General features: G+C 43.5%; 23 protein-coding genes. 1 reads left to right on the forward strand and 22 read right to left on the reverse strand.

What is annotated here, in order from left to right; translation table 11 throughout:
• Window positions 1-88: 88 nt before the first annotated feature.
• The 4 genes from EV146_RS02805 to EV146_RS02820 all read right to left on the reverse strand — a co-directional run bounded on the left by EV146_RS02805 (window position 89) and on the right by EV146_RS02820 (window position 3,169).
• Window positions 89-862 carry a class I SAM-dependent methyltransferase gene (locus EV146_RS02805; RefSeq protein WP_132001651.1) on the reverse strand — a complete coding sequence of 258 codons (774 nt, stop codon included), beginning with the start codon at window positions 860-862 and terminating at the stop codon, window positions 89-91.
• A gap of 61 nt (window positions 863-923) precedes the next feature.
• Window positions 924-1,517: a class I SAM-dependent methyltransferase gene (locus tag EV146_RS02810; protein ID WP_132001653.1), complete on the reverse strand. Its 594-nt coding sequence runs from the start codon at window positions 1,515-1,517 to the stop codon at window positions 924-926.
• Window positions 1,518-1,660: 143 nt separating this feature from the next.
• Window positions 1,661-2,527 carry a dimethylarginine dimethylaminohydrolase family protein gene (locus EV146_RS02815; protein ID WP_132001656.1) on the reverse strand — a complete coding sequence of 289 codons (867 nt, stop codon included), beginning with the start codon at window positions 2,525-2,527 and terminating at the stop codon, window positions 1,661-1,663.
• 366 nt (window positions 2,528-2,893) lie between these two features.
• Window positions 2,894-3,169, reverse strand: coding sequence for a DUF1292 domain-containing protein (locus tag EV146_RS02820; protein ID WP_132001659.1), 276 nt, complete (start codon window positions 3,167-3,169; stop codon window positions 2,894-2,896).
• 134 nt (window positions 3,170-3,303) lie between these two features.
• On the opposite strand from EV146_RS02820, the gene EV146_RS02825 reads away from it, so the two are divergent.
• The gene (locus tag EV146_RS02825; RefSeq protein ID WP_121613101.1) at window positions 3,304-3,603 is read left to right on the forward strand and encodes a hypothetical protein; all 300 of its coding nucleotides are present in this window, start codon (window positions 3,304-3,306) and stop codon (window positions 3,601-3,603) included.
• A gap of 35 nt (window positions 3,604-3,638) precedes the next feature.
• Here EV146_RS02825 and EV146_RS02830 read toward each other — a convergent pair whose 3' ends face one another.
• From EV146_RS02830 to EV146_RS02915, 18 genes are all read right to left on the reverse strand, one after another.
• Entirely contained in the window at window positions 3,639-5,567 is a 1,929-nt protein-coding gene (locus EV146_RS02830) for an endonuclease MutS2 (RefSeq protein WP_132001662.1), read from the reverse strand.
• Between the two features lie 386 nt (window positions 5,568-5,953).
• Entirely contained in the window at window positions 5,954-6,937 is a 984-nt protein-coding gene (locus EV146_RS02835; RefSeq protein ID WP_241993787.1) for a CBASS cGAMP-activated phospholipase, read from the reverse strand.
• 303 nt (window positions 6,938-7,240) lie between these two features.
• Entirely contained in the window at window positions 7,241-7,501 is a 261-nt protein-coding gene (locus EV146_RS02840) for a hypothetical protein (RefSeq protein WP_121613103.1), read from the reverse strand.
• Window positions 7,502-7,577: 76 nt separating this feature from the next.
• Complete coding sequence (locus tag EV146_RS02845) at window positions 7,578-8,684, reverse strand: branched-chain amino acid aminotransferase (RefSeq protein WP_132001665.1); 1,107 nt, start codon at window positions 8,682-8,684, stop codon at window positions 7,578-7,580.
• A 47-nt stretch (window positions 8,685-8,731) separates the two neighbouring features.
• Entirely contained in the window at window positions 8,732-9,979 is a 1,248-nt protein-coding gene (locus EV146_RS02850; RefSeq protein WP_132001667.1) for a glutamate-5-semialdehyde dehydrogenase, read from the reverse strand.
• A gap of 15 nt (window positions 9,980-9,994) precedes the next feature.
• Window positions 9,995-11,080, reverse strand: a complete 1,086-nt coding sequence (gene proB / locus EV146_RS02855) for a glutamate 5-kinase (RefSeq protein ID WP_132001669.1) — start codon at window positions 11,078-11,080, stop codon at window positions 9,995-9,997.
• A 339-nt stretch (window positions 11,081-11,419) separates the two neighbouring features.
• The gene (locus tag EV146_RS02860; protein ID WP_132001672.1) at window positions 11,420-11,950 is read right to left on the reverse strand and encodes a type 1 glutamine amidotransferase domain-containing protein; all 531 of its coding nucleotides are present in this window, start codon (window positions 11,948-11,950) and stop codon (window positions 11,420-11,422) included.
• 123 nt (window positions 11,951-12,073) lie between these two features.
• The gene (gene hutG, locus EV146_RS02865; protein ID WP_132001675.1) at window positions 12,074-13,015 is read right to left on the reverse strand and encodes a formimidoylglutamase; all 942 of its coding nucleotides are present in this window, start codon (window positions 13,013-13,015) and stop codon (window positions 12,074-12,076) included.
• Window positions 13,008-14,261, reverse strand: a complete 1,254-nt coding sequence (gene hutI, locus EV146_RS02870) for an imidazolonepropionase (RefSeq protein ID WP_132002551.1) — start codon at window positions 14,259-14,261, stop codon at window positions 13,008-13,010. The genes hutG and hutI overlap by 8 nt, the downstream gene beginning before the upstream one ends.
• An 85-nt stretch (window positions 14,262-14,346) precedes the next feature.
• Complete coding sequence (hutU, locus tag EV146_RS02875; RefSeq protein WP_132001679.1) at window positions 14,347-16,008, reverse strand: urocanate hydratase; 1,662 nt, start codon at window positions 16,006-16,008, stop codon at window positions 14,347-14,349.
• A gap of 41 nt (window positions 16,009-16,049) precedes the next feature.
• The gene (hutH, locus tag EV146_RS02880; protein WP_132001682.1) at window positions 16,050-17,570 is read right to left on the reverse strand and encodes a histidine ammonia-lyase; all 1,521 of its coding nucleotides are present in this window, start codon (window positions 17,568-17,570) and stop codon (window positions 16,050-16,052) included.
• A gap of 108 nt (window positions 17,571-17,678) precedes the next feature.
• Entirely contained in the window at window positions 17,679-18,116 is a 438-nt protein-coding gene (gene hutP, locus EV146_RS02885) for a hut operon transcriptional regulator HutP (RefSeq protein ID WP_121613111.1), read from the reverse strand.
• A gap of 160 nt (window positions 18,117-18,276) precedes the next feature.
• On the reverse strand, window positions 18,277-19,110 hold the full coding sequence (locus EV146_RS02890; RefSeq protein WP_132001685.1) for a hypothetical protein: 834 nt from the start codon (window positions 19,108-19,110) through the stop codon (window positions 18,277-18,279).
• Window positions 19,111-19,357: 247 nt separating this feature from the next.
• On the reverse strand, window positions 19,358-19,954 hold the full coding sequence (locus EV146_RS02895; RefSeq protein WP_132001688.1) for a branched-chain amino acid aminotransferase: 597 nt from the start codon (window positions 19,952-19,954) through the stop codon (window positions 19,358-19,360).
• A gap of 2 nt (window positions 19,955-19,956) precedes the next feature.
• The gene (locus EV146_RS02900; protein WP_132001691.1) at window positions 19,957-21,411 is read right to left on the reverse strand and encodes a DEAD/DEAH box helicase; all 1,455 of its coding nucleotides are present in this window, start codon (window positions 21,409-21,411) and stop codon (window positions 19,957-19,959) included.
• 125 nt (window positions 21,412-21,536) lie between these two features.
• Window positions 21,537-22,091 (reverse strand): MFS transporter, encoded by a 555-nt coding sequence (locus EV146_RS02905; protein ID WP_121613115.1) that lies wholly within the window; start codon window positions 22,089-22,091, stop codon window positions 21,537-21,539.
• Window positions 22,091-23,494: an FAD-binding oxidoreductase gene (locus EV146_RS02910; protein ID WP_219916222.1), complete on the reverse strand. Its 1,404-nt coding sequence runs from the start codon at window positions 23,492-23,494 to the stop codon at window positions 22,091-22,093. Before EV146_RS02910 ends, EV146_RS02905 begins: the two co-directional genes overlap by 1 nt.
• 397 nt (window positions 23,495-23,891) lie before the next feature.
• On the reverse strand, window positions 23,892-24,338 hold the full coding sequence (locus tag EV146_RS02915) for a DUF6376 family protein (RefSeq protein WP_132001697.1): 447 nt from the start codon (window positions 24,336-24,338) through the stop codon (window positions 23,892-23,894).
• Between the last annotated feature and the right edge of the window lie 347 nt (window positions 24,339-24,685).

Genomic DNA, 24,685 nt, shown 5'->3' on the forward strand with positions numbered 1-24,685 from the left:
CATCATTATATGTTGGATTAAACGTTTAATGACTGTATGTTTACTATTGTCTTCCAGACTGTAAAACTATCAAATAAAAAGCTAAACTTCACTTTCTCTGTGCAGCGATGAGCATAGACTGCCCTTCAAAAGATTGTACCGTATTTTCATTTATTTTTATATCAAAAAAGATCCGTATATGTTCTGGCGCTGACTTCATTAGTCCACTGAGTTCATTTTGTTCCTCCTCAGGAAGACGCATCATCTCACACCAGTTTTTAAATATAAAGTTCTTTTTAAATGTTGTCATATGATGAATATCGAACCCTTGGTGCTCCATAAGTGAGATCCACTCTGTTTTTTTATGTGCCCTTACATGACTAGCATCTCTTTTCTTTTCTATTAAATTATAAAAATAATCCAATTCATTTCTTTCTGGACCAACATTATCCACAAGGATAAACAGCCCGTTTGCCTTGAGTACGCGGTACGCTTCCTTGACAAATGCAGCTATGTCCGGGAAGTGATGAGCCGCGATGCGGCAAGTCACTGTAGTAAAAGATTCATCGGGAAAAGGTAGTTTTTCGGCATCTCCCTGGACAAATGAAACATTTGATACACCATTGGACTCAATAAACGCCTGAGCTTTTTTTAGCATTTGTGGGGTCAGATCCAGAGCCGTAACCTTTTGATAAAACAGTGCAAGCGCATTGGCAACATGCCCTCCTCCCGTCGCAATATCAAGCAATTCCCCGCCGGGAGCCGCAATTGAAATCATTTCCACCACTTTTTCTAAATCCTGCCCTCTTGCATGTGATGGACTGGTAACATAATTGGCTGCATTAGCGCCAAACTGACGGCGCACATTTTCTTTTTCATCCATTAAATCAACTCCACTGGTCTTTTGTAAAAAAAGAAACCATTATTGAAAAATATATTTCCTATTATGACTTTACATTCCTAAGAATCATCGCTATAAACAATCCTTTATAGTATTCTTTTATTTGGACAATGGTAAGCCCGCTCTCCCTCGCCAACCTGACTGTATCCCGGTCGAGGCGGCAGCCATCACAAATATTCCCCCAATAAGGAGTTAATCTTTCCTGCAGTCGGGCTAAAAAAGGCTGTCTCATCCTTACATGTTCAAACATCAGGATTTTACCGTTGTTCTTGCAGACCCGTTTCATTTCGGCAAATGCTTTTTCGGCATCCGGAATCGTACAATAAACCAGGGTGGCCACAACACTGTCAAAAGTATCATCAGCAAACGGCAGCTTTTCAGCTCCTGCCTGAATCAGTTCGACGGGTACCTTCGACGCACTTTTTCTGGGTTCTGAACGTTCAATCATGTGAGCGCTCGGTTCAATCGCCGTAACCTCCACACCATCATATAAAGGAAAGTTAATCCCTGTTCCGGAACCGAGTTCAAGTACTTTTCCGGTTGCCTCTTTCAATAGTTGCCGGCGGATTTTTTTAAACTTCCCCTGTTCAAGAGGAATCATAAAAAAATCATACCACTTTGAGAATGTTTTACTCACAGAATAATTTCACTCCAATAAATTCTTACAGGTTAGATTCATATTGTTCATCTTTATTATAGCTCTTTATGGAATACTGTTCATAAAAAAACCCTCCCCGTAATAAGTTAGGAGGAAAGTTTTTCTGGAAAGTCAAAGGTGTGTCAAGCTTCCGGGGCAGACCTTAGAATAGGGAGTGTGCAGCAGCGGAAAGAACCTCCTGATTTAATGATTTCCGTTATATCCACTTCTATTACCTCAAACCCGCGGTTACGAAGCTGTTTATTTACGTTTTTATTCACTGGCAGGCTCAGTACTCGCTTATTTCCGATTCCAAGGACATTCGTCCCCAGCGTGAACTGTTCTTCTTCGGATACTTCAATGAGTTCATACCTTGATCCAAATAAATCGATATTTTCTTTTGTCAGGGCCTCTGGAAAGATCAGGGCGATTTCCGGTGAAACTACATTAAAAACACAATCCAAATGAAGATACTCGGCCTTAAATTGTATGGCTTTAACATCAAAATGATGAAGCAGATTCTTTAAATGATCAACGGCCAGTTTGCTGGTGCGATTACTTAAGCCAATGTATACTGTGTCTCCGTCAATTATGACATCACCGCCTTCAATCCGGTCTCCGACAATATTATAGTAGGAAAATCCTTCGTCCTCCAGCCATTGTTTTAATACATTATCTTCTCCTTTCCTTACGTCGCTCGCCATATCGGCGACAAAAACAGTATGCCCGAGTGTAAAACCGATGTCCCTTGTAAAGACCTGTTCCGGGTACTTTTTATGGTAAGGAAGCAAAATCACTTCCACGCCATAATTCCGCATAGTTTGCACCATCTGATTATGCTGTTCCAGTGCAGTCTCAATATGTATTCCTTCGTTCTTGAAGTGCTTTTGAGTCTCGTTGATCACATCCCTGATGGTCATATACTGTGGCTGGCAGCAAATTACTCGTTTTAATTCATCATATTCACTGTAACACACGGTCTTATGTTCAATATTGGATTCTAATGTCATGGCTGGTCCTCCTAAGAATTGATACAATATCAATATTCCCTTAATAGGAGGTAAAAATGATAAATCCTTGATTATAAAATTTCGAAGGAAAGGAGGACGGAAGAAAATTCACATTCATTTTAAATGTTTACGAAATATAGATGTTACAAAGTACTTTTTTACAAGCGGATGAGATAGGACCGTTCTTGCTGATTTATGTTCGATTACGAACAGCATAAAAAAGGATCTAGGATCAACAATCAGTCATCGTGATTAATTGGATTTCTATTAAGTTATGCTTTTCCTATGGACATGAAAATTCCGGATATGTACAGGCAACAATAAAGAGAGGCACGGTAACATGCCCCCTCTTGTTTAAACAGCAGGTTATTCTTCTTCTCTCATCATTTCATCAAATGCACCTGAAACCTTCTCAAATTCTTCATCGCTTTCGATTGCGGAAAAATCACCTTCTTCATCAATCTTTAAGAAGAAAATATCAATATCCTGTTCGTCTGCGTTTTCCTCCTGAAGGTCTTCAACAAAACTGACTGCCACATATTCTCCACTTTCAATTTCAATAATTCCTACAACTTCTACTTCCTGATCCTCTTCGTTTTCGTCACTAATCGTAAATACTTCGCCAATTTCCACTTTTTCCATTTAACGATCTCCTCTCTACATCTCATAGGACTACATACATTATCTTCCCTTGTCCAAAGAAATAAACATCAATTTTTTATTTTTATTTCGTTTCCGTTTATAATGAGCTATGACATGTTTAAAGGAGAGGTCGTATGAATCAAAAAGAGTTGCAGGAAAAAATTATCCAGAATTATCAAGGGGAAGAGAAGATGATGGTTCTTGTCTTCGCCCAGTGGTGCATCAACCATGATTTGGATCCTGAAGAACTTTACCTCCGTGCCTATCCCAATCAGGCCGCCAATCCAGTCCTGCGTGAAGCGATCGAATTAACCGTTCCTAAGGAAGAAGCAGGTGAGGTTCCTGATCAGACTTTGCTCGGGGTATTATCATTGTTCGGCAATGAAGACCTGGCTTTTGTGGTTACACAGGAAATACATAAACTGAAGAAGTAAAGCCGGAAAGACATCCGAAAATGGATGTCTTTTCGCTATTCTTCATGAGAAATGCTGATCCCATCAACGTGCTTCTTCGAAAGGAGCTTCCTCTTTTTACGGTTTTCCTTGGACTCAAAGATAATATCAAAATCATAATTCTCAGGGTATAGTTCACGAGCAGGAACATGGAGAGTTAATCGTTTATGATTAAACAATGCTTTTTCGCCTTTTACCTGGACTATATAATTTCCTTGTTCATCAGGGCCCTTGTAGACGATTCCATATTCATTTGTTGGTGAAATAAGAACATTGTCCCCCCGCACATACGTCTTTGTCTTGACAGCTGGTGCTGCAGGTTTTGGTTTTCGGGACTTGTGTTTGTTAACCATAATTTGCTTTTCCAGGTTACGGTTCCTTTCTAAATCCTCTTCAGACGGAAGATATTTCTTTTCTTCTTTATAAGTAATCTGATGAGCTCGCTCGATTATTTTCGGGTGAATTCCAAGCTTTAAGGCGATGGCAAAAGCCTGGCTCTCGCCCCCTTTGCCAATATTGAGCCTGTAGGTTGGCCTGAGAGTTTCAAGGTCAAACTCCATGGATCCGTTCAGAAACCCCTCATGCCGATCTGCAAATTCTTTTATTTCACTGTAGTGGGTTGTTGCCAGCAATGTCGCTCCTTTTGCGTACAGCTGTTCCAGAATGGCAGTTGCGAGCCCCATTCCTTCCCCTGGATCCGTCCCAGACCCAAGTTCATCCAGCAGTACGAGAGTTCTGTCATTAGTGTCGTTTAAAATTTCTATAATGTTGACTATTCTGGAACTAAAAGTGCTGAGATTCTCGACAATGCTTTGGCCATCACCGATATCCACGAGAATGTTTTGAAAAATGGAGATCGTGCTGCCTTCTGTTACAGGAAGATGCAGCCCGGACTGCCCCATTAAGGTCAGAAGCCCTGCTGTTTTAATCGCCACAGTCTTCCCGCCTGTATTTGGGCCTGTGATGACAAGGGCATTCTCTTTCTTGCCAATCTCTATTGTAAGCGGCACTGCTTTTTGTCCCAATAATGGGTGTCTGGCCTCCTTCAGGTGAATGTAGTGCGATTCGTTGACTTCTACTTTTCTGCCATCTATAGTACGGCTATACTTTGCCTTGGCAAACAGGAAATCATAATGGACCATTGTTTCTGAAGCCAGCCGGATTTGTTCAGCTTTTTCCTCCACAAGGCCTGTCAGGTAAATCAGTACCTTTTGAACCTCTGCCTCTTCATCCGATCTCAGCCAGGTCAGCTGTTCCTGATAAAGGGAAATTTCTTCCGGTTCGATAAATAGAGTGGACCCGGAAGACGATTTATCGAGGATGCTGCCTTTTATTCTAGTCCGATATTCTTTTTTTACAGGAAGGACATACCTGCCATCCCTTTGGCTGACGACGTTCTCCTGCAAAAATGACTTCCATTTGCTCGAACGAACCATTTGCTGTACTTTCTCTTTTAAGCGTTCTTCCTGGATGGAAATTTGTTTCCTGACTTTTAACAGCTCTTTGCTCGCATAATCGTCCACCCGGCCATTTCTGATACAGCGGATGATTTCTCCTGCCAAACCGGGCAATTCCTCAATCGAATAAATGTAGCTCGATACCCTTGGTGCAATATAGTCCTTATCCTTCATGAACCTACGCATCTTTCCGCAGCAGTCCAAAAAATCCTGCAGCTTTGCAAATTGTTCCGGCCGAAGTGCGATTCCTTTATTTAATCCATTCATCAGTCCCTCAATTCCTTCAAGGCCATGCACTGGCACACTTGTCGACACTTTCATGATTTCTGTGGCCTCAGACAGTTCATCAAGCCATGCTTTAATCTGCTTTATATTTGTTGAAGGCTGAAGATCCATGACCTTAGCTCTCCCAGCCGCTGTCAATGCATAGTGTGCGATTGATTCTTTTACGGTTCCGAACTCCAAGACACCAAATGTCTGTTTATTCACTTTTTTTCCTCCTAAAAATAAAAATAGCCGTGCTGAACAGAGTCAACACGGCTTACGCAAAATTGGGGCAGTTTCCTGCTCCCTTTTCCGCACTATTTTTAACCAAAATAAAAAGCTGCTACACAGTGGCAGACAGCTACAATCGGTTAAGGATAGTATGCTGGTAGTGACCATTGTTCTTAACTTTTCATTCCACAGTAAAGAAGACTCTGCCAAATACAAATCGAGCAGAAATCACCCAGGAATGAAATTATCCAATTAGCGGATTAGTTAAGAACGACACCTAACATAAAACATACTCCTTTAGTAAACAAATTAGTTTCCAGCCTTAGATTACCATATCCATCCAGTTAAGTAAAGCCTAATTTTAACCAATTACGACTGAGTCAATTTTCCAGAAACTCTTCAATTTGCTTCTGATTAACCCGGAAAGCCTTTCTGCCCAGATCGATAAGCTGATCGATAAAATCCACATCATCAAACGGCATTTCTTTTCCTAACTTAGTATTCAGCCGGAAATAATGGTCCCCCATCAAATGACTGCAATAATAGGAAATGGATTCGGAGGAAAGATCCAATGCTAAGTCCAGCAGTTTTGGGGTGACCTTAAATGATGGAAATTCAACAGGCAGCCAGTGCCGAATTCCCCAGTACTTTTTTTCCCGGCTGGAAAAATCAATTTCCTGTTTACCGGTGCCTAGGGAAAAAATTCGTACGGAGCCAATCCCCTTATTAAAATAGTGCATCGCTTCGGTTAAGCATACTAATGAAGGATTGTTCGCCCATAAACCTCCATCGATTGACAAATAATCATTATCGACATTATTGGGCGGAAAGTAGATAGGGGCTGAACAGGATGAAAGAACAGCATCCCATAACTTTATCCCGGAATCATCTTTATCTTCTGCCCTATATGTTCGGTGAACAAAAGGTTTTCCATGAGTGATGTCTGCAGCCGGGATAATCAGTGGCTTGTTTATATCCCGAAGCTCAAGATCCCCGAATGCTTTTTTCAGCATTCTCCTCAGGAAACGGTCGCTGTACATACTTTTAAACAGCCCCACTGTAGCCTGCCGGATAAAGATTTTATTCCCGAATGTACGATAATATTTCAGTAGTTCACTCATGTTTTTTTCAAGAGCGGCCGATGCTGCAATGATTGCTCCTGTGCTCGTTCCCGAAACCATATCAAACTGGGAGGCAATCGGCTGTTTATATTCCTCTTCCATTGCCTGCAGGACCGCAATCACAAAAGCACCACGAATCCCCCCGCCATCAATGCATAATATTTTCAATTCATTCACCTGTTTTTTTCTTAGCATCCCCTTTTTCCTTCCATTTATGACGATCATTTTCAGGCGCTTTCGCATTCAAAGAGTGCTCCAGGGAGCCGCCAGGTAACTATATAATTCTGCATGGCATCTATAGGGTTTAAGGGCATAAAAAAATCCAACCTCCACAGTGGGAGGTTGGATTTAGAATCTAGACAAACTCGATAAAAATTCGACTTTGCCAACATTCTTTTGACCTAAAAGTAAAGTCAAAAGAGACTGGTTTTCCAAGAAAACCCCATTAAAACTAAAAAAGATTCGGACTGAGAACATTCCGAATCCCTTTTGTCGACATACTGCACCTAACCTCCCCAGCGGGAGGTCAGGTTTTGTCAGAAAGTCTCAACTATCAAATTCAATCACTTTTTCAAGCTTTTCAACCAGAACGACACACTTTCTTTCGCCTATTTCATATATGAACATTTTTTGTCCACTTTCCTGAAGGAACTTTTTAAATTGGATTTCCCCACTAAAGTCGTTTGCCTCTACGATATCTGAAATCATCTTGTAGATTTGATTTATGCTGGGCTCTTTTTGTGATGCTATTTTTATCGGCAAAGGCAAACCCTTAATTTTAAAGGTTACAATAATGACTGTTTCCAAAGCATTTCATCTCCTTAAGAAAGCAATTCGACGAAAGAAGATGTTTTCCTTCAAATTTTTTCGTGTTGAAGCCTGATCACCTGTTATGAGTGTATTTGGAACCTTCCTGCTGTTCAACTTTTACGGTCCAGCCGAATGGATCAGGCACTGTCCCAAGCTGAATTCCTGTAAGGGTGTCGTACAGCTTTTTGGAGAGTTCTCCTGTTTTTCCTCCATTGACTACCAGCTTCTCATTCTGCCAGAAGAACTCGCCAACTGGTGAGATGACAGCTGCCGTTCCGGTACCGAATACCTCTTCAAGGATGCCATCCTTCTGTGCCTGATAGATTTCATCAATTGAAATTTTGCGTTCTGTTACCGGAACATTCCAGTGTTTCAATAGCTGAATGATCGAATCCCTCGTGACACCTTCAAGAATGCTTCCGTTTAAAGCCGGTGTAACTACTTCTCCATTTATTTTGAAGAAGATGTTCATGCTTCCAACCTCTTCGATATAATGGTTTTCCTTGCTGTCAAGCCACAATACCTGGGAGTATCCAGCTTTTTCAGCAACTTCCTGCGCTTTTAAGCTTCCAGCATAATTGCCTGCTGTTTTAGCGTTGCCTGTTCCACCGATAGCAGCCCGGACATATTGACGTTCAACGGCAATTTTTACTGGATTGATTCCTTCCTTGTAATAAGCACCTACTGGAGACAAAATGATGATGAATTTATACCGTCCGGAAGGAGCCACTCCCAAATATGGTTCTGTTGCAATAACAAAAGGACGAATGTACAGGGAAGTTCCCGGCGCATTTGGTATCCACTCACGGTCAACATTAATCAGCTGTTTTAATGCACTTAGAGCCAGGTCTTCATCAATTTGAGGAATGCAAAGGCGATCGTTGGAGCGGTTAAGCCTTTCCATGTTTTTTTCCGGCCTGAAAAGGAGTACTTCCTCTTCCTGTGTCAAGTATGCCTTGAGACCCTCAAAAACGGTCTGTCCGTAATGAAATACCATACAGGCAGGGTCCAGTGTCAGCGGCTGATATGGAACAATGCGTGGATCATGCCATCCGATACCCCTTGTGTAATCAACAATAAACATATGGTCGGTGAAATTCTTACCAAACTCCAGGCTGTCAAATGATGGCTTTTGTTTTCTTGATGAACTTAGATTGATCTCAATCTTGTACTCTGTCATTTTTCATACCCCTGTCTAAAAACTATATTTTAATAATATTATGACACTTATTTCCGAATTTGCCCATGCCCATAGACAAAAAATTTGCTAGAAGTTAATGCCTCTAAACCCATCGGCCCTCTTGCATGCAGTTTTTGGGTGCTTATTCCTATTTCCGCCCCATAGCCAAATTCAAATCCATCTGTAAATCTAGTCGATGCATTGTGATAGACGGCGGCAGCATCTACTTTTGTTAAAAAGAGATTTGCCTTATTTTCATCCTTTGTAATGATGGCCTCGGAATGCTTTGTTCCATATTTGTTAATGTGCTGAATAGCTTCTTCAACATTCTTCATCACTTTAACACTGACTGTCAGGCCAAGATATTCTGTGTACCAGTCTTCCTCTGCTGCAGGCTTAGCCCATGAAAACTCTTTACAGACAGCATCGTCGCCGTAAATGACCACTTCATTTTCCTGTAGCGAAGATAAAAGCTCCTTCCCATGAGCATGGAACCAGTCTTCCTGTACAAGAACAGTCTCAATGGAATTGCATACAGACGGACGCTGCGTTTTGGCATTTATTACAATGGATCGGGCCATTTCGAGGTCCGCACTTTCATCGATGTAAACATGGCAATTTCCTGCACCGGTTTCGAGAACAGGAACAGTTGATTCCCGAACCACTGTTTCGATCAGGTTTTTCCCACCCCTAGGAATTAACACATCAAGGTATTCATTTAAATGGAAAAGCTCCTTTGCCTTTTCCCGGCTTGTGTCTTCGATTAACTGGACTGCATCCACAGGAAGCACACTTTTTTCAAGTGCTTTGTGAATGGAATCCACGAGTACCATATTGGAATATCGTGCAGACGAGCTTCCACGCAGTATGACCGCATTCCCTGTTTTTAGTGAGAGCGTTGCAGCGTCAATCGTAACATTTGGCCTTGCCTCATAGATCATCCCAATTACGCCGATTGGCACGCGGTTCTTTTTAATCAGAAGTCCATTCTCTTTATGAATGGTTTCTAAAGTCTCCCCTATTGGATCCTTCAGATCAATGAGAAGCAAAATAGCATCGGCCATATCATTTATTCGTTTATCATTCAGCATAATCCGATCCAGAATGGAGTCAGTCAGCCCTGAATTTTTCCCCTCTTTCAAATCCCTTTCATTCTCTGCGAGTATTCTTTCCCTGTCGAGAATTAACTGGTCCGAAATCAGCCTTAAAGCATGATTTTTTTCCTCCGTTGTTATGCCTATAAGAGCATGGCTGGCGGCCTTAGCTTTTTGACCTTTCTGTAGTACCTCACCCATTTTATTTCCTCCAATCTACACTTTTACCCATTTATTGCGATGAATGACTTCAACTAGCGGATTGTCACTTCCGCTTCTTTTCCCAATCACCCCGGTCAATTCTTCAGATGAATACATAACCTCCCCTTTGCCTAGCAATCCACTCTTTCCAATGACTTCGACGACATCGCCTTTTTTGAAATCTCCCTTTATTTTAAAGACCCCTGCAGGCAGCAGGCTCTTCCCATTAAATACAATTGCCTTTTCTGCCCCTTCATCCACAAAGATCGCACCTGAAACCTCAGAATGAAAAGCAATCCATTGCCGTTTCGTATTAATGGACGATAAAGAGTGATTGCGGATATATGTACCATCCCCTTTTCCATTAAGAATTTCTACTAACTTGCGTGTTCCTTTTCCGTGGCCAATAAAAACAGGAACTCCCAACGAAAGGGCGGTTTTTGCAGCAATGAGCTTTGACCTCATCCCGCCTGTTCCTACCTTCGAACCAGCACCCTCGGCGAACCCGACCATTTCATCAGTGATTTTTTCGATTTGATCCAACCTCTTCGCAAGCGGGTTGGTTCTTGGGTCTGAATCATAAAGTCCGTTGATGTCAGTTAAAATAATAAGCTGGTCGGCATGGATCAGGCCGCTTACTAGAGCAGACAGCATATCATTGTCCCCAAACGTCAATTCTTCTACAGATACCGTGTCATTTTCATTAATGATTGGCAGCAGTTTCCGTTCGAGCAGCTCCATAAGGGTTGCATAGGCATTTTGATAGCGTTCCCGATTCGAAAAATCAGTACGTGTAAGCAGGATTTGCGCAGGACTAATCAAGAATGGGCTGAATTTTTCAATGTATGATTGAATCAGCAGGCTTTGTCCAACAGCCGCCGCCGCTTGTTTTCCCATTAATGTTACAGGTCTGGCGGGATATCCCAACTGTTTGAAGCCGGCGGCCACTGCCCCGGAGGAGACAAGCAGGACTTCATGGCCTTCCTTGCGAAGAGCAGCCACTGCCTGAACATGATCATTAAATTTCTCTTGATCAATTTCCCCTCTTTCATTCGTTAATGAGCTACTGCCAATTTTAACAACGATCCTTTTTTTCTCCATTTGCTCAAGCTCCTATATCAAATTAATCAATTCACTGCTGGCGAATAATAAAAAAAGCCCTAATCATCCTGTCATAAACAAGGACGAAAGAGCTTGGCTTCCGCGGTACCACCTATATTGGATGTAAAAAATGCACATCCCGCTTTGCCTGTTAACGCCAGGTATGCGCCCATGTTTTCGCATGGGACTCCGAAGGCAGGTTCTGCGGCTTTACTGTGGCGGGACCTTCCAGCTAAAAATCCTGCTCTCTGGCACAAAAGGGTACGCGTACTAGTCCTTCGTTAACGTTCTCCTATTTTCTAAATATTAAGACGGAGCAGAAAAAATGTCAAGATAGTTTTAAAGATTATCTTTTTCTGCTGCCCTAATAAACTCCCTCAGGTAATCAGGAAGGTCAGGAGGACGGCGGCTGGAGACAAGATGTCCATCCACGACAACAGGCTCATCCAGCCAGACGGCCCCTGCATTTTCCATGTCATCCCTAATCCCCGGAGTACTGGTAACCCGTTTTCCATCAAGGATTTTAGCTGATATTAGTACCCACCCTGCATGGCAGATCTGCCCGATCGGCTTCTTGCTTTCATCCATGCGCTGAACAAGTGAAAGCACCTCTGGAAACCTTCTGATCTTGTCCGGCGCCCAGCCGCCCGGCACAAGCAAGGCATCATAATCCTCACTTTTTATATCCCTATATGCAAAGTCTGAAGTGGCAGGAACCCCATATTTACCGATATATTTTTCATTTGCCTTTTCTCCGGCCAGGTGAACAATAGCCCCTTCTTCCCGAAGCCTGAGGATTGGATACCAAAGCTCCAGGTCTTCAAACTCATGATGGACAAGACTGATGATCTTCTTTCCTTTTAATCTCATCTGGCACCTCCTTTTTATCTCTTTTGATTATCAGGATAAATTCAAGCTTTTTCAAGCAATGTGTTTTAAGGCACCAAATAGAAACTAAAAAAAAGGAAGTCCCCTGAATATCGGGGGCTTCCCTCATAAAAACAGAAACCTGACCATTACGTGGGCCGCAAGCCTGCTTGTCATATCGCGAAAATCAACGGCGGGATCCACTTCCACGATATCCATGGCCTTTACCTTTTCATGCTTCGCAGCTTCTGATACGCTTGCCAGCAGCTCCCTGCTCGTCAACCCCCCCGGGCCAATAGCCGGGCACCCCGGGGCAAATGCCTGGTCGGCTGCATCCATATCCACTGATAGATAAATAATGTTGGTTATTTTGGATAAGCGCTCTACTTCTTTTTTTACAATGGGCACGATGCCAGTCTGTTCGACATCGCCCATTGTATAGACTTTAATTCCGTGATCCTTTGCAAACTCATGGTATTTCATTGCATTTGAAAAATCACGGATTCCGACTTGCACAAGATGATCACCTTTAAGGTGTCCGCTTTCTACCAAGCTTCTGAATGGTGTCCCATTGGTCCGTCCGCCGTCCTCCAGGTTTCTAACATCATGGTGTGCATCCCATTGAATAACTCCTACTGTTCCGTAATGATCCTGGAATGCCCGAATCGCTGGATAACTGACTCCATGATCCCCGCCCAGCAGGACGTATCGCTCACACGCTCTCACTTCAAGCATTTCTTTAACACTGATATACAACCTTGAGATGGTTTCATCAAGATTGGTTGGATGTATCCGTACATCTCCAAAATCTAAAATACGAAGGTCTTTATAATCTTTGGACCTTTCACCAGAATACGTTGTATAACTATTTAGGCATGACCTGATTGTTTGCGGTGCCCCGGAGGAATGGGAAGGTGTAATGGAGGATTTTGATGCTGGAAGGCCAATGAGTCCAACATCACCAGACATCCCCTCCTTATACCATCCTAAACAATCACTGATTCTTGTCACAAATCTGTCGCTAAAATGAGATTTCATGCCTGGGTGAAGGAAACTGAACTTATCCATAAGAGGCACACTCCCAGATTCTTTTTCCCTCACAATAAACAATTGCTGCGTGGTTTACCCCAAAATGATAAGGCAAATATTGATAGTTTGGTATATTCCAGATTACAAAATCTGCCTGGCTACCTATCTCCAACCCACCTACTTCGTCTCCTTTTCCTATGGCATGGGCGGCATTAACTGTAACCGCATTCCAAATTTCCTCCGGCGTCATCTTCAGCCTTAATCCTGCTAAAGACATAATGAACTGAATGTTTTCCGTTACACAGCTTCCTGGATTAAAATCGGTGGCTAGTGCGACGGCAGCTCCGGAATCGATCATGTATCGCCCACGGGCATAGAGCTCCTTGCCAAGATAAAAGGTCGTTCCAGGCAAAAGTACAGCAACCGTATTGCTCTCTGCAAGACTTCTAATTCCTTTGTCTGATGCTGCTACTAGATGGTCTGCACTTGCGGCTTCTAATTCAACGGCCAGTTCAGTCCCGCCAAGAGGATTGATTTCATCCGCATGAATTTTAAGACCAAAGCCTTTTGTTTTTGCTTCCCGCAAATACCGCCGGGACTGTTCAACAGTAAAGACACCAGTCTCACAAAATATATCTGCATAATCAGCAAGGTTTTCGGTTCTTATTTCGTCAAGGAGTACTGCCATTTCCTTAATAAACATGTGTTCTTTCCCCCTAAAACCTGGGGGAATGGCATGCGGACCCAAAAAGGTTGATACAAAATGAATAGGATACTTTTTATTCAGCGCTTTTATGACACGAAGCTGTTTCAGTTCTGTATCCCGCTCCAGTCCATAGCCGCTTTTCGCTTCGATCGCCGTTACTCCATGACTGACCATTCTTTCCACATGGAACGAAGCTTTATTTATCAGTTCCTCTTCAGATGCTAGTCTGGTAGAATTTACAGTTGCCAATATTCCTCCACCGCCTGCAAGAATATCAAGATATGGAACCCCCGCCTGCTTTAAGGGAAGCTCATTTTCCCGGGATCCGCCAAAGACAAGGTGGGTATGGGGGTCAACTAGCCCAGGCGATACCACTCTTTGCTTGGCATCGATTTTTAACTTGGCTTCAACATGAACTGCCTCCGAGGCTGATCCAATCCAGGCAACCCTTCCGTCAGAAACTGCCATGGCTGCACATTTAAGGATTGGCAGATGGGCCATTTCTTTTCCTTTAAGTGGCTTCGGGCTCCTTTTAGGCAAAAGCAACTGGCCAATATTGGTTACCAGTAAATCATATATCACGCCTCTTCCTCCCTTTTATACCTTTATATCAATGGCTATTGGTTTGGCATCCTTTTCATATCCACTCACTTCTTAGGCGCTTTCAAGGAAGCATCGGAATATCAATTCCCCACTTTTTCGCAACCGCGGCCGCTTGATCATATCCAGCGTCGGCGTGCCTGATGATGCCCATTCCAGGGTCAGTAGTCAGTACTCTTTTCAAACGACTTTCGGCTAGCTCCGTACCATCCGCGACCACAACCATTCCGGCATGAAGGGAGTAACCCATCCCTACACCACCCCCGTGGTGCAGCGAGATCCAGGAACCCCCTGCAGCAACATTGATCATGGCATTTAGGATGGCCCAGTCACCTACAGCATCGCTGCCATCTTTCATCGCTTCTGTTTCCCGATTTGGCGATGCAACCGAACCACAATCAAGATGATCCCGTCCGATGACAACCGGCGCTTTTAGCTCCCCGGTTCTAACCAGTTCATTGATCGCAAGCCCCATTTTTGCACGCTCTCCATACCCAAGCCAGCATATCCTCGATGGAAGCCCCTGGAATTCCACCTTCTTTTGTGCCATGTCAATCCAGCGGTTAAGGCGGGGACTGTCCGGAAATAACTCTTTAATAAGCCTGTCAGTCCGATAAATGTCCTTAGGATCTCCTGATAAAGCTGCCCACCGGAATGGCCCCTTCCCTTCACAGAATAGCGGCCTGATATAGGCGGGGACAAAGCCGGGAAAATCAAATGCATTAGAAATGCCCTGATCTTTTGCCACCTGGCGAATATTGTTGCCATAGTCAAAAACAACAGAACCTCTCCGCTTGAACTCCAGCATCGCCTCGACGTGTGACGCCATCGACTTACATGCCATTCTCGTGTAGGCCACTGGATCGTTTTTCCGTAAATCACTCGCTTCCTCGATCGAGAAGCCTTGAGGGACATACCCATTTAACGGGTCATGGGCTGAGGTTTGGTCTGTGACAATATCAAATGGCAGATTTTTTTTCAGGAGTTCCTGATGAACATCTGCAGCATTGCCAATTAATCCAATAGAAAGTGCCTCGCCCCTCTGCCTGGCCTCCATTCCCCACCGGACCGCTTCATCGAGGGAAGCGGTCATTTTATCGCAGTACCGGGTATTCAGCCGTTTTCTAATCCTTTCAGGGTCTATTTCAACCGCCAGGCATACTCCTCCGTTCATCGTTACAGCCAGGGGCTGCGCCCCACCCATGCCTCCGAGACCGGCAGTCAAGGTGATTGTGTGCTTTAGGGATCCGCCAAAATGCTGGCGTGCTACTTCTGCAAAGGTTTCGTACGTCCCTTGCAGGATTCCCTGCGTTCCAATGTATATCCAGCTCCCTGCAGTCATTTGTCCATACATCATAAGTCCTTTTTTATCAAGATCATGAAAATGCTCCCATGTGGACCATTTTGGAACAAGGATGGAGTTGGACAGCAGCACTCTGGGAGCTTCCCTATGAGTTTTGAAGACTCCTACAGGTTTCCCGGACTGTATTAACAAGGTTTCGTCATTTTCCAGACGCCTAAGTGTCTGGACGATTGCATCAAATGCCTCCCAGTTCCTTGCAGCCTTTCCAATCCCCCCATATACAACCAGCTCTGACGGTTTTTCTGCTACTTCGGGATCAAGATTGTTGTACAGCATCCTTAATGCTGCTTCCTGCTCCCATCCCTTGCATTCCAATTTCAACCCTTTCTTGGCCGTAACCAGCCTGTTCGCTCTGGTCTCCATGCATATACCCCTTTCACTGTTTTGTTTTTTAGCCTATTCACTCATGCAGGTTTAGTCCTTTCCTCATTTTCGGTGATTTCTGGGTTTTGGGTTTTTAGCCATTCTGTCATTCTCTCAATATCCTCTGAAAATACTCGATCGGCAGTTATGGAGGGAACAACATTTCTCGCGGCTTCAAAAAAGGAACGTGTCCTGGAAGACATTTTTTCCACCCCTCGGTATTCGACTGCCTGAAGAGCACAGATGCATTCTATCGCCAGTACACGCCGGGTATTCTGAATGATGCTGTAGGCATGCCTTGCGGCAATCGTGCCCATGCTGACATGATCCTCCTGATTTGCAGAAGACGGGATGGAATCCACACTAGCCGGATGGGCCAGTGTTTTATTTTCTGAAACCAGGGATGCTGCAACGTACTGCATAATCATGGCTCCTGACTGAAGTCCTGGCTCTGGAGATAGAAAAGCAGGCAAATCATTTAAGTGTGGATTAACTAATCGTTCTGTTCTGCGTTCTGATATGCTGGCAAACTCTGCAACAGCGATTTTCATAAAATCCATCGCTATGGCGATTGGCTGACCATGAAAATTCCCCCCTGAGATCACTGCGGCTCCCTGATCGAAAATCAGCGGATTGTCGGTTGCTGCATTCATTTCAATTTCAAGCTTCTCTTTTACGTAATCAAGAGCCTGCCAGGAGGCTCCATGCACCTGAGGAATGCAGCGCAGAGAGTAAGCATCCTGAACACGCTTTTCCCCTTGTTTTGTCATAAGCCTGCTGTCTTGAAGCATAATCCGGATGCGGTTTGCCACTTCAGTTTGCTGTGAATACCCCCTTGCCTGATGAATAGCCGGATGGAAAGCATCCAGTATGGCTTCCAGTCCCTCCATCGAAATCGCCGCTATCCACTCACTTTGCAAGGCTAGCTTTGTGGCTTCAAGCATGTTGATGACTCCCATGCCTGTCATTGCCTGAGTTCCATTGATTAAAGCCAGACCTTCTTTTGCCTGCAAAACAGTTGGCCTCAGTCCTTCACGTATAAAGACATCGCCTGTATCCAGTATTTGCCCGCTATAGTGAACCTTTCCCTCTCCCATAAGAACGAGTGCCAGGTGGGCAAGCGGCGCCAAATCCCCCGAGGCTCCCAGTGAACCCTGCTGGGGAATAACAGGATGGATCTGACGATTCAGGAGACCAGCCAGCTGTTCGGCGACCACTGGACGGATTCCCGAAAAACCCTTAAGCAGCGCATTCAGCCTCAAAAGCATCATTGCTCTTGATACAACTTCGGGAAATGGTTCTCCAACCCCGCATGCATGTGATCTAATTAAGTTCTGCTGAAGGGCGTTGACATCCTTTTTGGCAATCATGACATCACTGAACTTTCCAAAGCCCGTATTAATTCCGTATATTTTTCTTTTATCGATAACGATTCTTTCCACAGCTGTTCTGCTGTCTGCCACTTTCCCCAGGCTTTCCGGAGAAATGGAGACTTCCTCCAATCCATAGCAAACTCTTTCAACTTGCTCGATTGTCAATGTATTTCCAGTAAGTTCGACCATGCCCTCAACCTGCCTCCCATATCACTGAATGAAAGAAAAAGGAGGCGATAATGGCATAGAAATACCATCACCGCCTCCTATTGTCTAATAACCCACAGGCAATGCAGTTCATATATGATTGATTCCCAGTCCAAATGTTTCATGCTCTGCGCCTTTTACAGGAGCACCAATGGTACCATAGAAAGCTACAGCAATCCATTCCCCTTCATCGGGATCCTTATATGGTCGCCCCCGTACAATGGAAAAGCGCAGGCCCACTGTCCTGCTCATTTCCCCAATGGAAGGATGCCCCCTTGTTACTCCATCAATCCCTTCCAATATAGCGTGATAAAGGGCATGCGTTTCTCTGTAAAGGCTATCATGAATGATACGATTCCGCTTTGCAGCTGTTTCAACTGCAGAAATGACTTTCTGCAAATTCATGCTCCCTACTTTTCCTTGGCAGAAGGCAACATCATCCAGAGTTGAACGAAAGGCTTGTAGCTCCTCATCTGATAAAGAGGCTATAAGCAGGGCAAGCTTTCCAATTGTTATTTTTTGGCTCATAACAGCCCCCGGTTATTGAATTTAACTGTAGACTAATATCTTATCTGCTGCCTTTATTTTATGGGAGGACAAAAGAAGAAGTCAACAGTTTTGGTAAATTTTAGTAATTTACCAAAGCAGCCGGTTAATGGGTTAAAGTTTCGTCAACCACATCCCTCTGTTAAGTTTTTCTTAAAATAATCTTATTGATTAAATATGAACTCAATGCAACCCCTACAGGAAGCAAACTGAAAAGAGTGATATTCCACCCGTGCTTTAAGACAAGCCATCCACTCTGCTCCATCAGCATGAACATCATCCAATCCGCCACAAGTAAAATAAACAGGGAATACCATTTGAACCATCGTTGAACTAAGAACGTAACAGGAACAGAATGGATAAACCACCAAAGTGCTTCAAAGGCAAGCGAATCCCTTGAACTGTCAGAGAACCAGCCAGGATTAAATTTATGGCTGTTAAAAAATGCAGTTAGAAAGAATGCGACGGAATGGTTGATTAGGTTGATTGTAAAATACAGGTTAAACCATCTAATCCAGGACTTCTGCAGCGACAGCATCCTGGCCCACCATTTTGCGATACCGAAAGCCAGCATTAAAAACATGCCCGTATAAGGGGTCCTCCACCAGTGATGCTCGTATAATCCCAGTCTTAAGAACAGCTCTTCAATTCCCATGAGTAATCCTGCAAAGCCAATCATCCAAAAGACATTAAGCCTGAGTGAGGCGATGCACATGCAAATAGCCGGCACTACCAGCGCCTGTGAAAAGATAGAGCCGAACGTAGAATCCAGCCATTGATTCTGGAAGAAGCCGACATGATATTCATAAGAGCCTAACAGGATGAAAATAATGTACTCAAACGCGTAGGCCATGCCAGACATTACCAGGAATATACAAACAGCCTGCGCTTTGGGAATCTTTGAATTTTTTAAAGAAAAAATGATAAAAAACAATCCAAGTATTGCTAGCAAAAAAAACCACAAGTAATTGGGCATTAATTTTTTCTCCTTAACCCAGCCTTCCACCTTACTATTCTGATTCCCAAAAACGATTATTATATACACGATTCCATAATAAGAGGCACACCGGACCGATGCCAGTGTGCTTGTCTTCGTTCTTAAATACGGGCAAAGCCGTTCCATTTATGACTAAAAATACTAGTGTTCGTAAATGCCATTGGACATTGCCGTTTTATAGAATAGAAAAGAGTGCCTCACCTAACGAGGACACTCTCTGACACTGCTACTCTGCGTTCTCGACTGCTTCGACAAGTGAGAAAAGGAAACGATATATCAAGATGTAGGCCTGCTGAATGGTCATATCTTCCTTATATCCTGCAACATCGTTCAAAGCAAAGTTAACATTCCACAGTCCTTCATTTGCATCAAACATGACATCAAACTTGGCTTCCTCTTCTTTCAAGGATGTTTTCAGCCGGTTTTTCAGGGCAGCTTCATATTTTTTTTGCAGCTTAAGGCCCAGCATCACATCATAGGTTCCAAAAACATCATCTGCTTCAAAGGAAACAGCGTCCACTCTAAGCAGCCCGAACCATTCTGATTCAAGGTACATGAACTCATTTTTGTTCTTCTTGAAATAATCTATGGACTGGTTCAGAAACGCTGGATTTTCCTCCCCGAGAAACTCCTCTGTTTCCTTGTCGCCACGTTCAATGTACGCAGTCAAAAAGCGTGTATCTTCAGATCGTTCTTTTATGATAATCTCTTCTCCAAGCAGATGGTTCTTTTCTGCGTACTCCTTCTCCTCCTGAAAAAGTTCAATGACATTATCTTCTTTTACTGTTTCTGAGATATAGTTTTCTAAATTTTTCTTAAGCAATTTTAATGCCTCCTGGATCTTTCGTTTCTGCCTTTAGGTTTTCTTGTATTCGTGCGTGATTCCCCTCTTGCAGATGAAGTTTTTTTGGGTTTTGCTGGCCGCTTCCCTCCCGCGTTAAAGGTTGCTCCTGCCTTGGCCTCCAATTTTCCTGCCTTCGGACCGCGGTTTCTTCTTGATTCCTGTCCTTCCCTTTCCGGTCTTTGTCCATCTTTAGGTGCATTGCTGCCGGACCTGTGTTTTCTGGTTTGATTGCTTTGTCCTGAGAATGATCTCCTCCTGCGATTTTGTCCGTCTGAAGGCAACTGCTCTCCTTGGTTTTTTTGAGACTTTTTTTCTTGGTTTGATTGCCCGTTATTCTGTTTATCAATTCTCAGATTTAGCTCTGCTTCAATACCATCAAGGATAGGCCGATCATCCGTTGAGTAAAGGGTAATGGCTAATCCCTTCATGCCAGCACGGCCAGTTCGGCCTATGCGATGGACATAGCTTTCCGCGTCAGCAGGGATATCATAATTGAAGACATGTGTAACACCTTCAACGTCCAGGCCCCTTGCTGCCACATCGGTTGCAATCAGAAGCTGGAATTCCGCCTCTCTAAACCGCTTCATCACCTGCTCGCGCTTAGACTGGGATAAGTCGCCGTGAAGTTCATCACAAGAAAATCCATTTTCTTTTAAAATGCCATATAATTTGCTGACTCTTCGTTTTGTTCTGCAAAAGATGACAGCTAAAAAAGGCCGGTGGGTGTTGATCAATTCAATCAAGGTACCCTGTTTAGCCCGGTCTGTTGTATGGATAGAAAGCTGTTTTACACTATCCGCCGGCCCCTGTTTTTTCTCCACCTGTACAAATTCCGGTTCATTCATATGCTTGCGTGCCAAATTTCTAATTTCAGCGGGCATAGTCGCAGAAAAAAGCATTGTTTGCCTGACGGCCGGGGTCTCCCTGATGATTTCCTCCACATCTTTAAGAAAGCCAATATGCAGCATTTGATCCGCTTCATCGAGAACCAGGAATGAAACATCCGACAATTGAACTGTTCCTCTGCGAATATGATCTAATAACCGACCGGGGGTTCCCACAACAATCGGGACGTTTTTATTCAGCTTTTTTAATTGTTTGTCTACGTCCTGCCCTCCGTATACCGCAAGGACGCTTAATCCTTCCATGCCGGCAATTAACTTTTCAACTTCGGCGGTAATCTGCAGGGCCAGTTCCCGTGTTGGAGTAACGATAAGAGCCTGTATATAAGGAACATTTCGGTTTATTTTTTCCAGTATTGGCAAAACAAACGCCAATGTCTTTCCGGTCCCGGTCTGTGCCTGGGCTATGACGTCTCTGCCTTCCATCACAAATGGAAGTGCGTGCTCCTGAATAGGAGTAGCTGTTACGATTCCTTGCTCCCGGAGTTTGTCAGCAAATGATGCTGAAATACCTAATGATAAAAAATCAGGCAATTGAATCCCTACTTTCCTGTCTTCCTGAGTAAATTCTAACCATATTAATATTGCTTGTTTATCACTAAAATAGCAAATTTTTACCGTATACCGTCAAGATAAAAACCTTATCCCCAAGAATAAGGTTAATCTGCGAGCTGCTTCGCTCTGCCAGCAAGCGTTATTCCCGCATACGCGTACATGAAGGAAGCCAGATAAAAAATCGAGCCGATTGTCAGGAAATCAATTAAATAGCCAGTTACAATAATTGCTGCAGCCGACCAGACAGAGGTCCATAGGTGGTAATGTCCAATCGACTTCCCTATATCAGTATGCCGCTTTTCATAAGCCTGGCGGGAAAGAGCCGATTTTTCTGCCGTCTTTTGAACAGCCCCTAAAAATCCCATCAAAATTTGAATGGCATAGATAGCCCAAATACCTCCGGCTATGGGGATAAGAAGCATGACCAGCGCCATCCCCCATGTATAAAGCAAAAGCAAATTCCTTTCCCCGACAGCATCAGCCATCCGCCCTATAAAAGGGAAAGAGCAGGCAGACATTAAAGTAAATAGGCCATAGGCCCAGCCAAATTGAGAAAAGCTTTCCCCGACGTTCCTAATAAACAAAAGATAAAAAGGAAAGACCACACTTCCTGCAGAAATCATTATACTTTGCGCACGCAAAAAACGATGATAATCCATCACTTGTACTCCTTATAAAAGAGATTCACAAATACTTCATTGGGATCGATTGTTTGTTTTTGCTTAAAAAATTCATCTATGTTCGGATAGGCCTTCCTGAGTTGTTCCTTTGACGCATATGGATAGTACGGAAGATAATAGGACCCTCCATGAACCAACGCAGCATCAATCATTTTCTGCACTACTTCCCGCGTCTCCATGATTTCATGCTGTCCGGTTCCCTGATTGATCAATAATACAAGGGCAAACATATCCTCCTTGGCATACGACAAAGTTGCCTGTTCGTCCTTTTCCACGTACCTGATGGTAATATTGAGCAGATTGAATTGTTCTTTTCTTAAAATTGCTTTAAGATCCCGAACAAAAACGGTGAATTTGCTTACCGGAATGAAGAGTTCTGACAGCACTTCCGTCCGCCCTGCCTGTTCGTATTCCATAAACTCACTTTCCGACCTCATCACGTTATTTCTGGTTATATAATCTCCGCCCTTGTTTAGCATGTAATCTTTTTGAATCTGCCAAAACAGTTCTTTCCCCTTTTCACTATAACGAGAGAATCCAAGCAATGCTTTTGGGAGAGCAATAATCCGTTCATGATGCAGCTCCCTGTGTTTATCCAGCAGCAATTGATTCTCTGCCAGCCTGTAATTAATCACATACATTTCATTAAAAAAAGTATCGGGGGCAACGGATATTCTCGCCATATGCATCCTGACTGCATCGTCTCGCAATACTTGTTCAGCAAAATAAGCTGGGTACTTTTCGGCACTCATCTCTTTTGTTTCAATTTGGTATAGTTCATCACTCGTCAGCTTCAAAGTTACATCTAAAATGATTCCATACAGACTGTAGCCTCCAATAACATTTGGGAGCCATTCCGGGTTTTTTGTCCTGGATACCACTATGATTTGGCCTGTCGGAGTCAATAATCTTAGTGATTGAACGGTATTATATATTGAGCCAAAACGGATATCCCGGCCATGAATATTCGCACTTAGAGATCCTCCGACCGTGAAGATGGCCTGGGATTGGGTAACGCGCAGAGCAAGCCCATCCGGATTAATCTTCCTTTGGATTTGTTCCCATGTTACTCCGCTCTGGACTGTAATCAATCTTTCATCAGGCTTGTAATCTAAGATTCTATTATAACTTTTCATATCAATCATGGTAGCGCCCGGATAATAGGTATGCCCGCCCTGTGAATGCTGCATGCCGGCAACGGACAGTTTCCCATGATGTTCATTTGCCGACTTCACCCATTTTTCAAGTGACACCGCTGTCGAAGCAGGCCGGATCTCCTTAATTGCCGTCGGGAGCAATTTACCGGCATCTTCAGCAAATATGGGCTGCCGTTGGAAGATGGTCACAGATAAAATGAAAAAAAGACCATATATCAATATCAATGCCTTGCTAAGGATTCTGATGGCGATTCCCCCCTTGAAACCCTGACTTTACACGATTTACTAAAAAATGGTTACTATAGTGTAATTTTACACAAAAAGTAACCTTTATACAATAACCAAAATTAGACTACATTTGTTTGGAATATAAGGGCAACCCCCAGGGAAAAAGGTCTTTTGAAATTGAAATCCTGCTTTGCTTTAAACGCCCTGGCAGTGCCGGAGGTCAGGATTCCCCGGCGAAACAAGAGAAAAAGGAAAACAACCATGCAATATATATACTCACAATACAAAAAGACTGCAGATCAACTCGATTTTCACCGAATTGTTCTGCAGTCTAGCACAAACTCTAAACTGGCTTAAATTTATCGCCCAATCAGGGTTGGAAATACTTTCGATTTTACTCTCCCAATTGTTTAAGTTGATCTGCCAAGTCCCCCATTTCCTGTACGGTCTGGAATAACTCCGTTTTTTCCAGAACAGCAGGGTCGAGCAAGCCATCCTCAAGCTCAGTTAATAACCCATCAATACCTGCAGAAATCTTTTCATTTTGTTCTAGTATGGCTTGATGGATTTCGGATGCAAATTCAGGTTCCTGCAGCTCACTGAAAGCTGCTATTTCTTCCTTCATTTCCTGCAGTCTTGCTTCTAATTCTTCCGCACTTCCCATATTCTTTACTGCCTCCTCAGCAAGTGCAGGCGCCTCATTCGCAAATTCTGTTGCCTTGCTGAGATAATCGGTTGCTTCATTAACGTAGCCAATTGTATCCTGTGCCTGGTCGAGTGCTGAGCACCCGCCAGCAAAAAGCATAAAAACCGCTGATAATACCGCAATCATTTTCTTCATCTCGCTGCCTCCAATGTTCATTAATGTCCCTCACCCATTTCACATACCATTCTTATTTCTTCCCGCTCCGCTTTTTTTGCTCTTTTTTTATAAGAGGAATTCCTTTCTCCTTTACAAACTTAACTCCTTCCTTCTTTATATAATTCTTCAACATTCTCTTTAATGACATCATGGCCACTCTCCTTCCTGAAAGAATCAAATAAAAAAGACCTCACCAAATAAATGGTAAAGGTCTCGCAAACAACCATCGTTGCCAGCAAAGCCGAGGGAAAAACCCTGTACTGACGACTTTGCTTCCCAGCTACTCCCCTTTAAAAAGGTTGAGAACTATGAATATTATATATTTA

This window comes from Mesobacillus foraminis (assembly GCF_004340465.1).
Lineage (GTDB): Bacteria > Bacillota > Bacilli > Bacillales > Cytobacillaceae > Mesobacillus_B > Mesobacillus_B foraminis.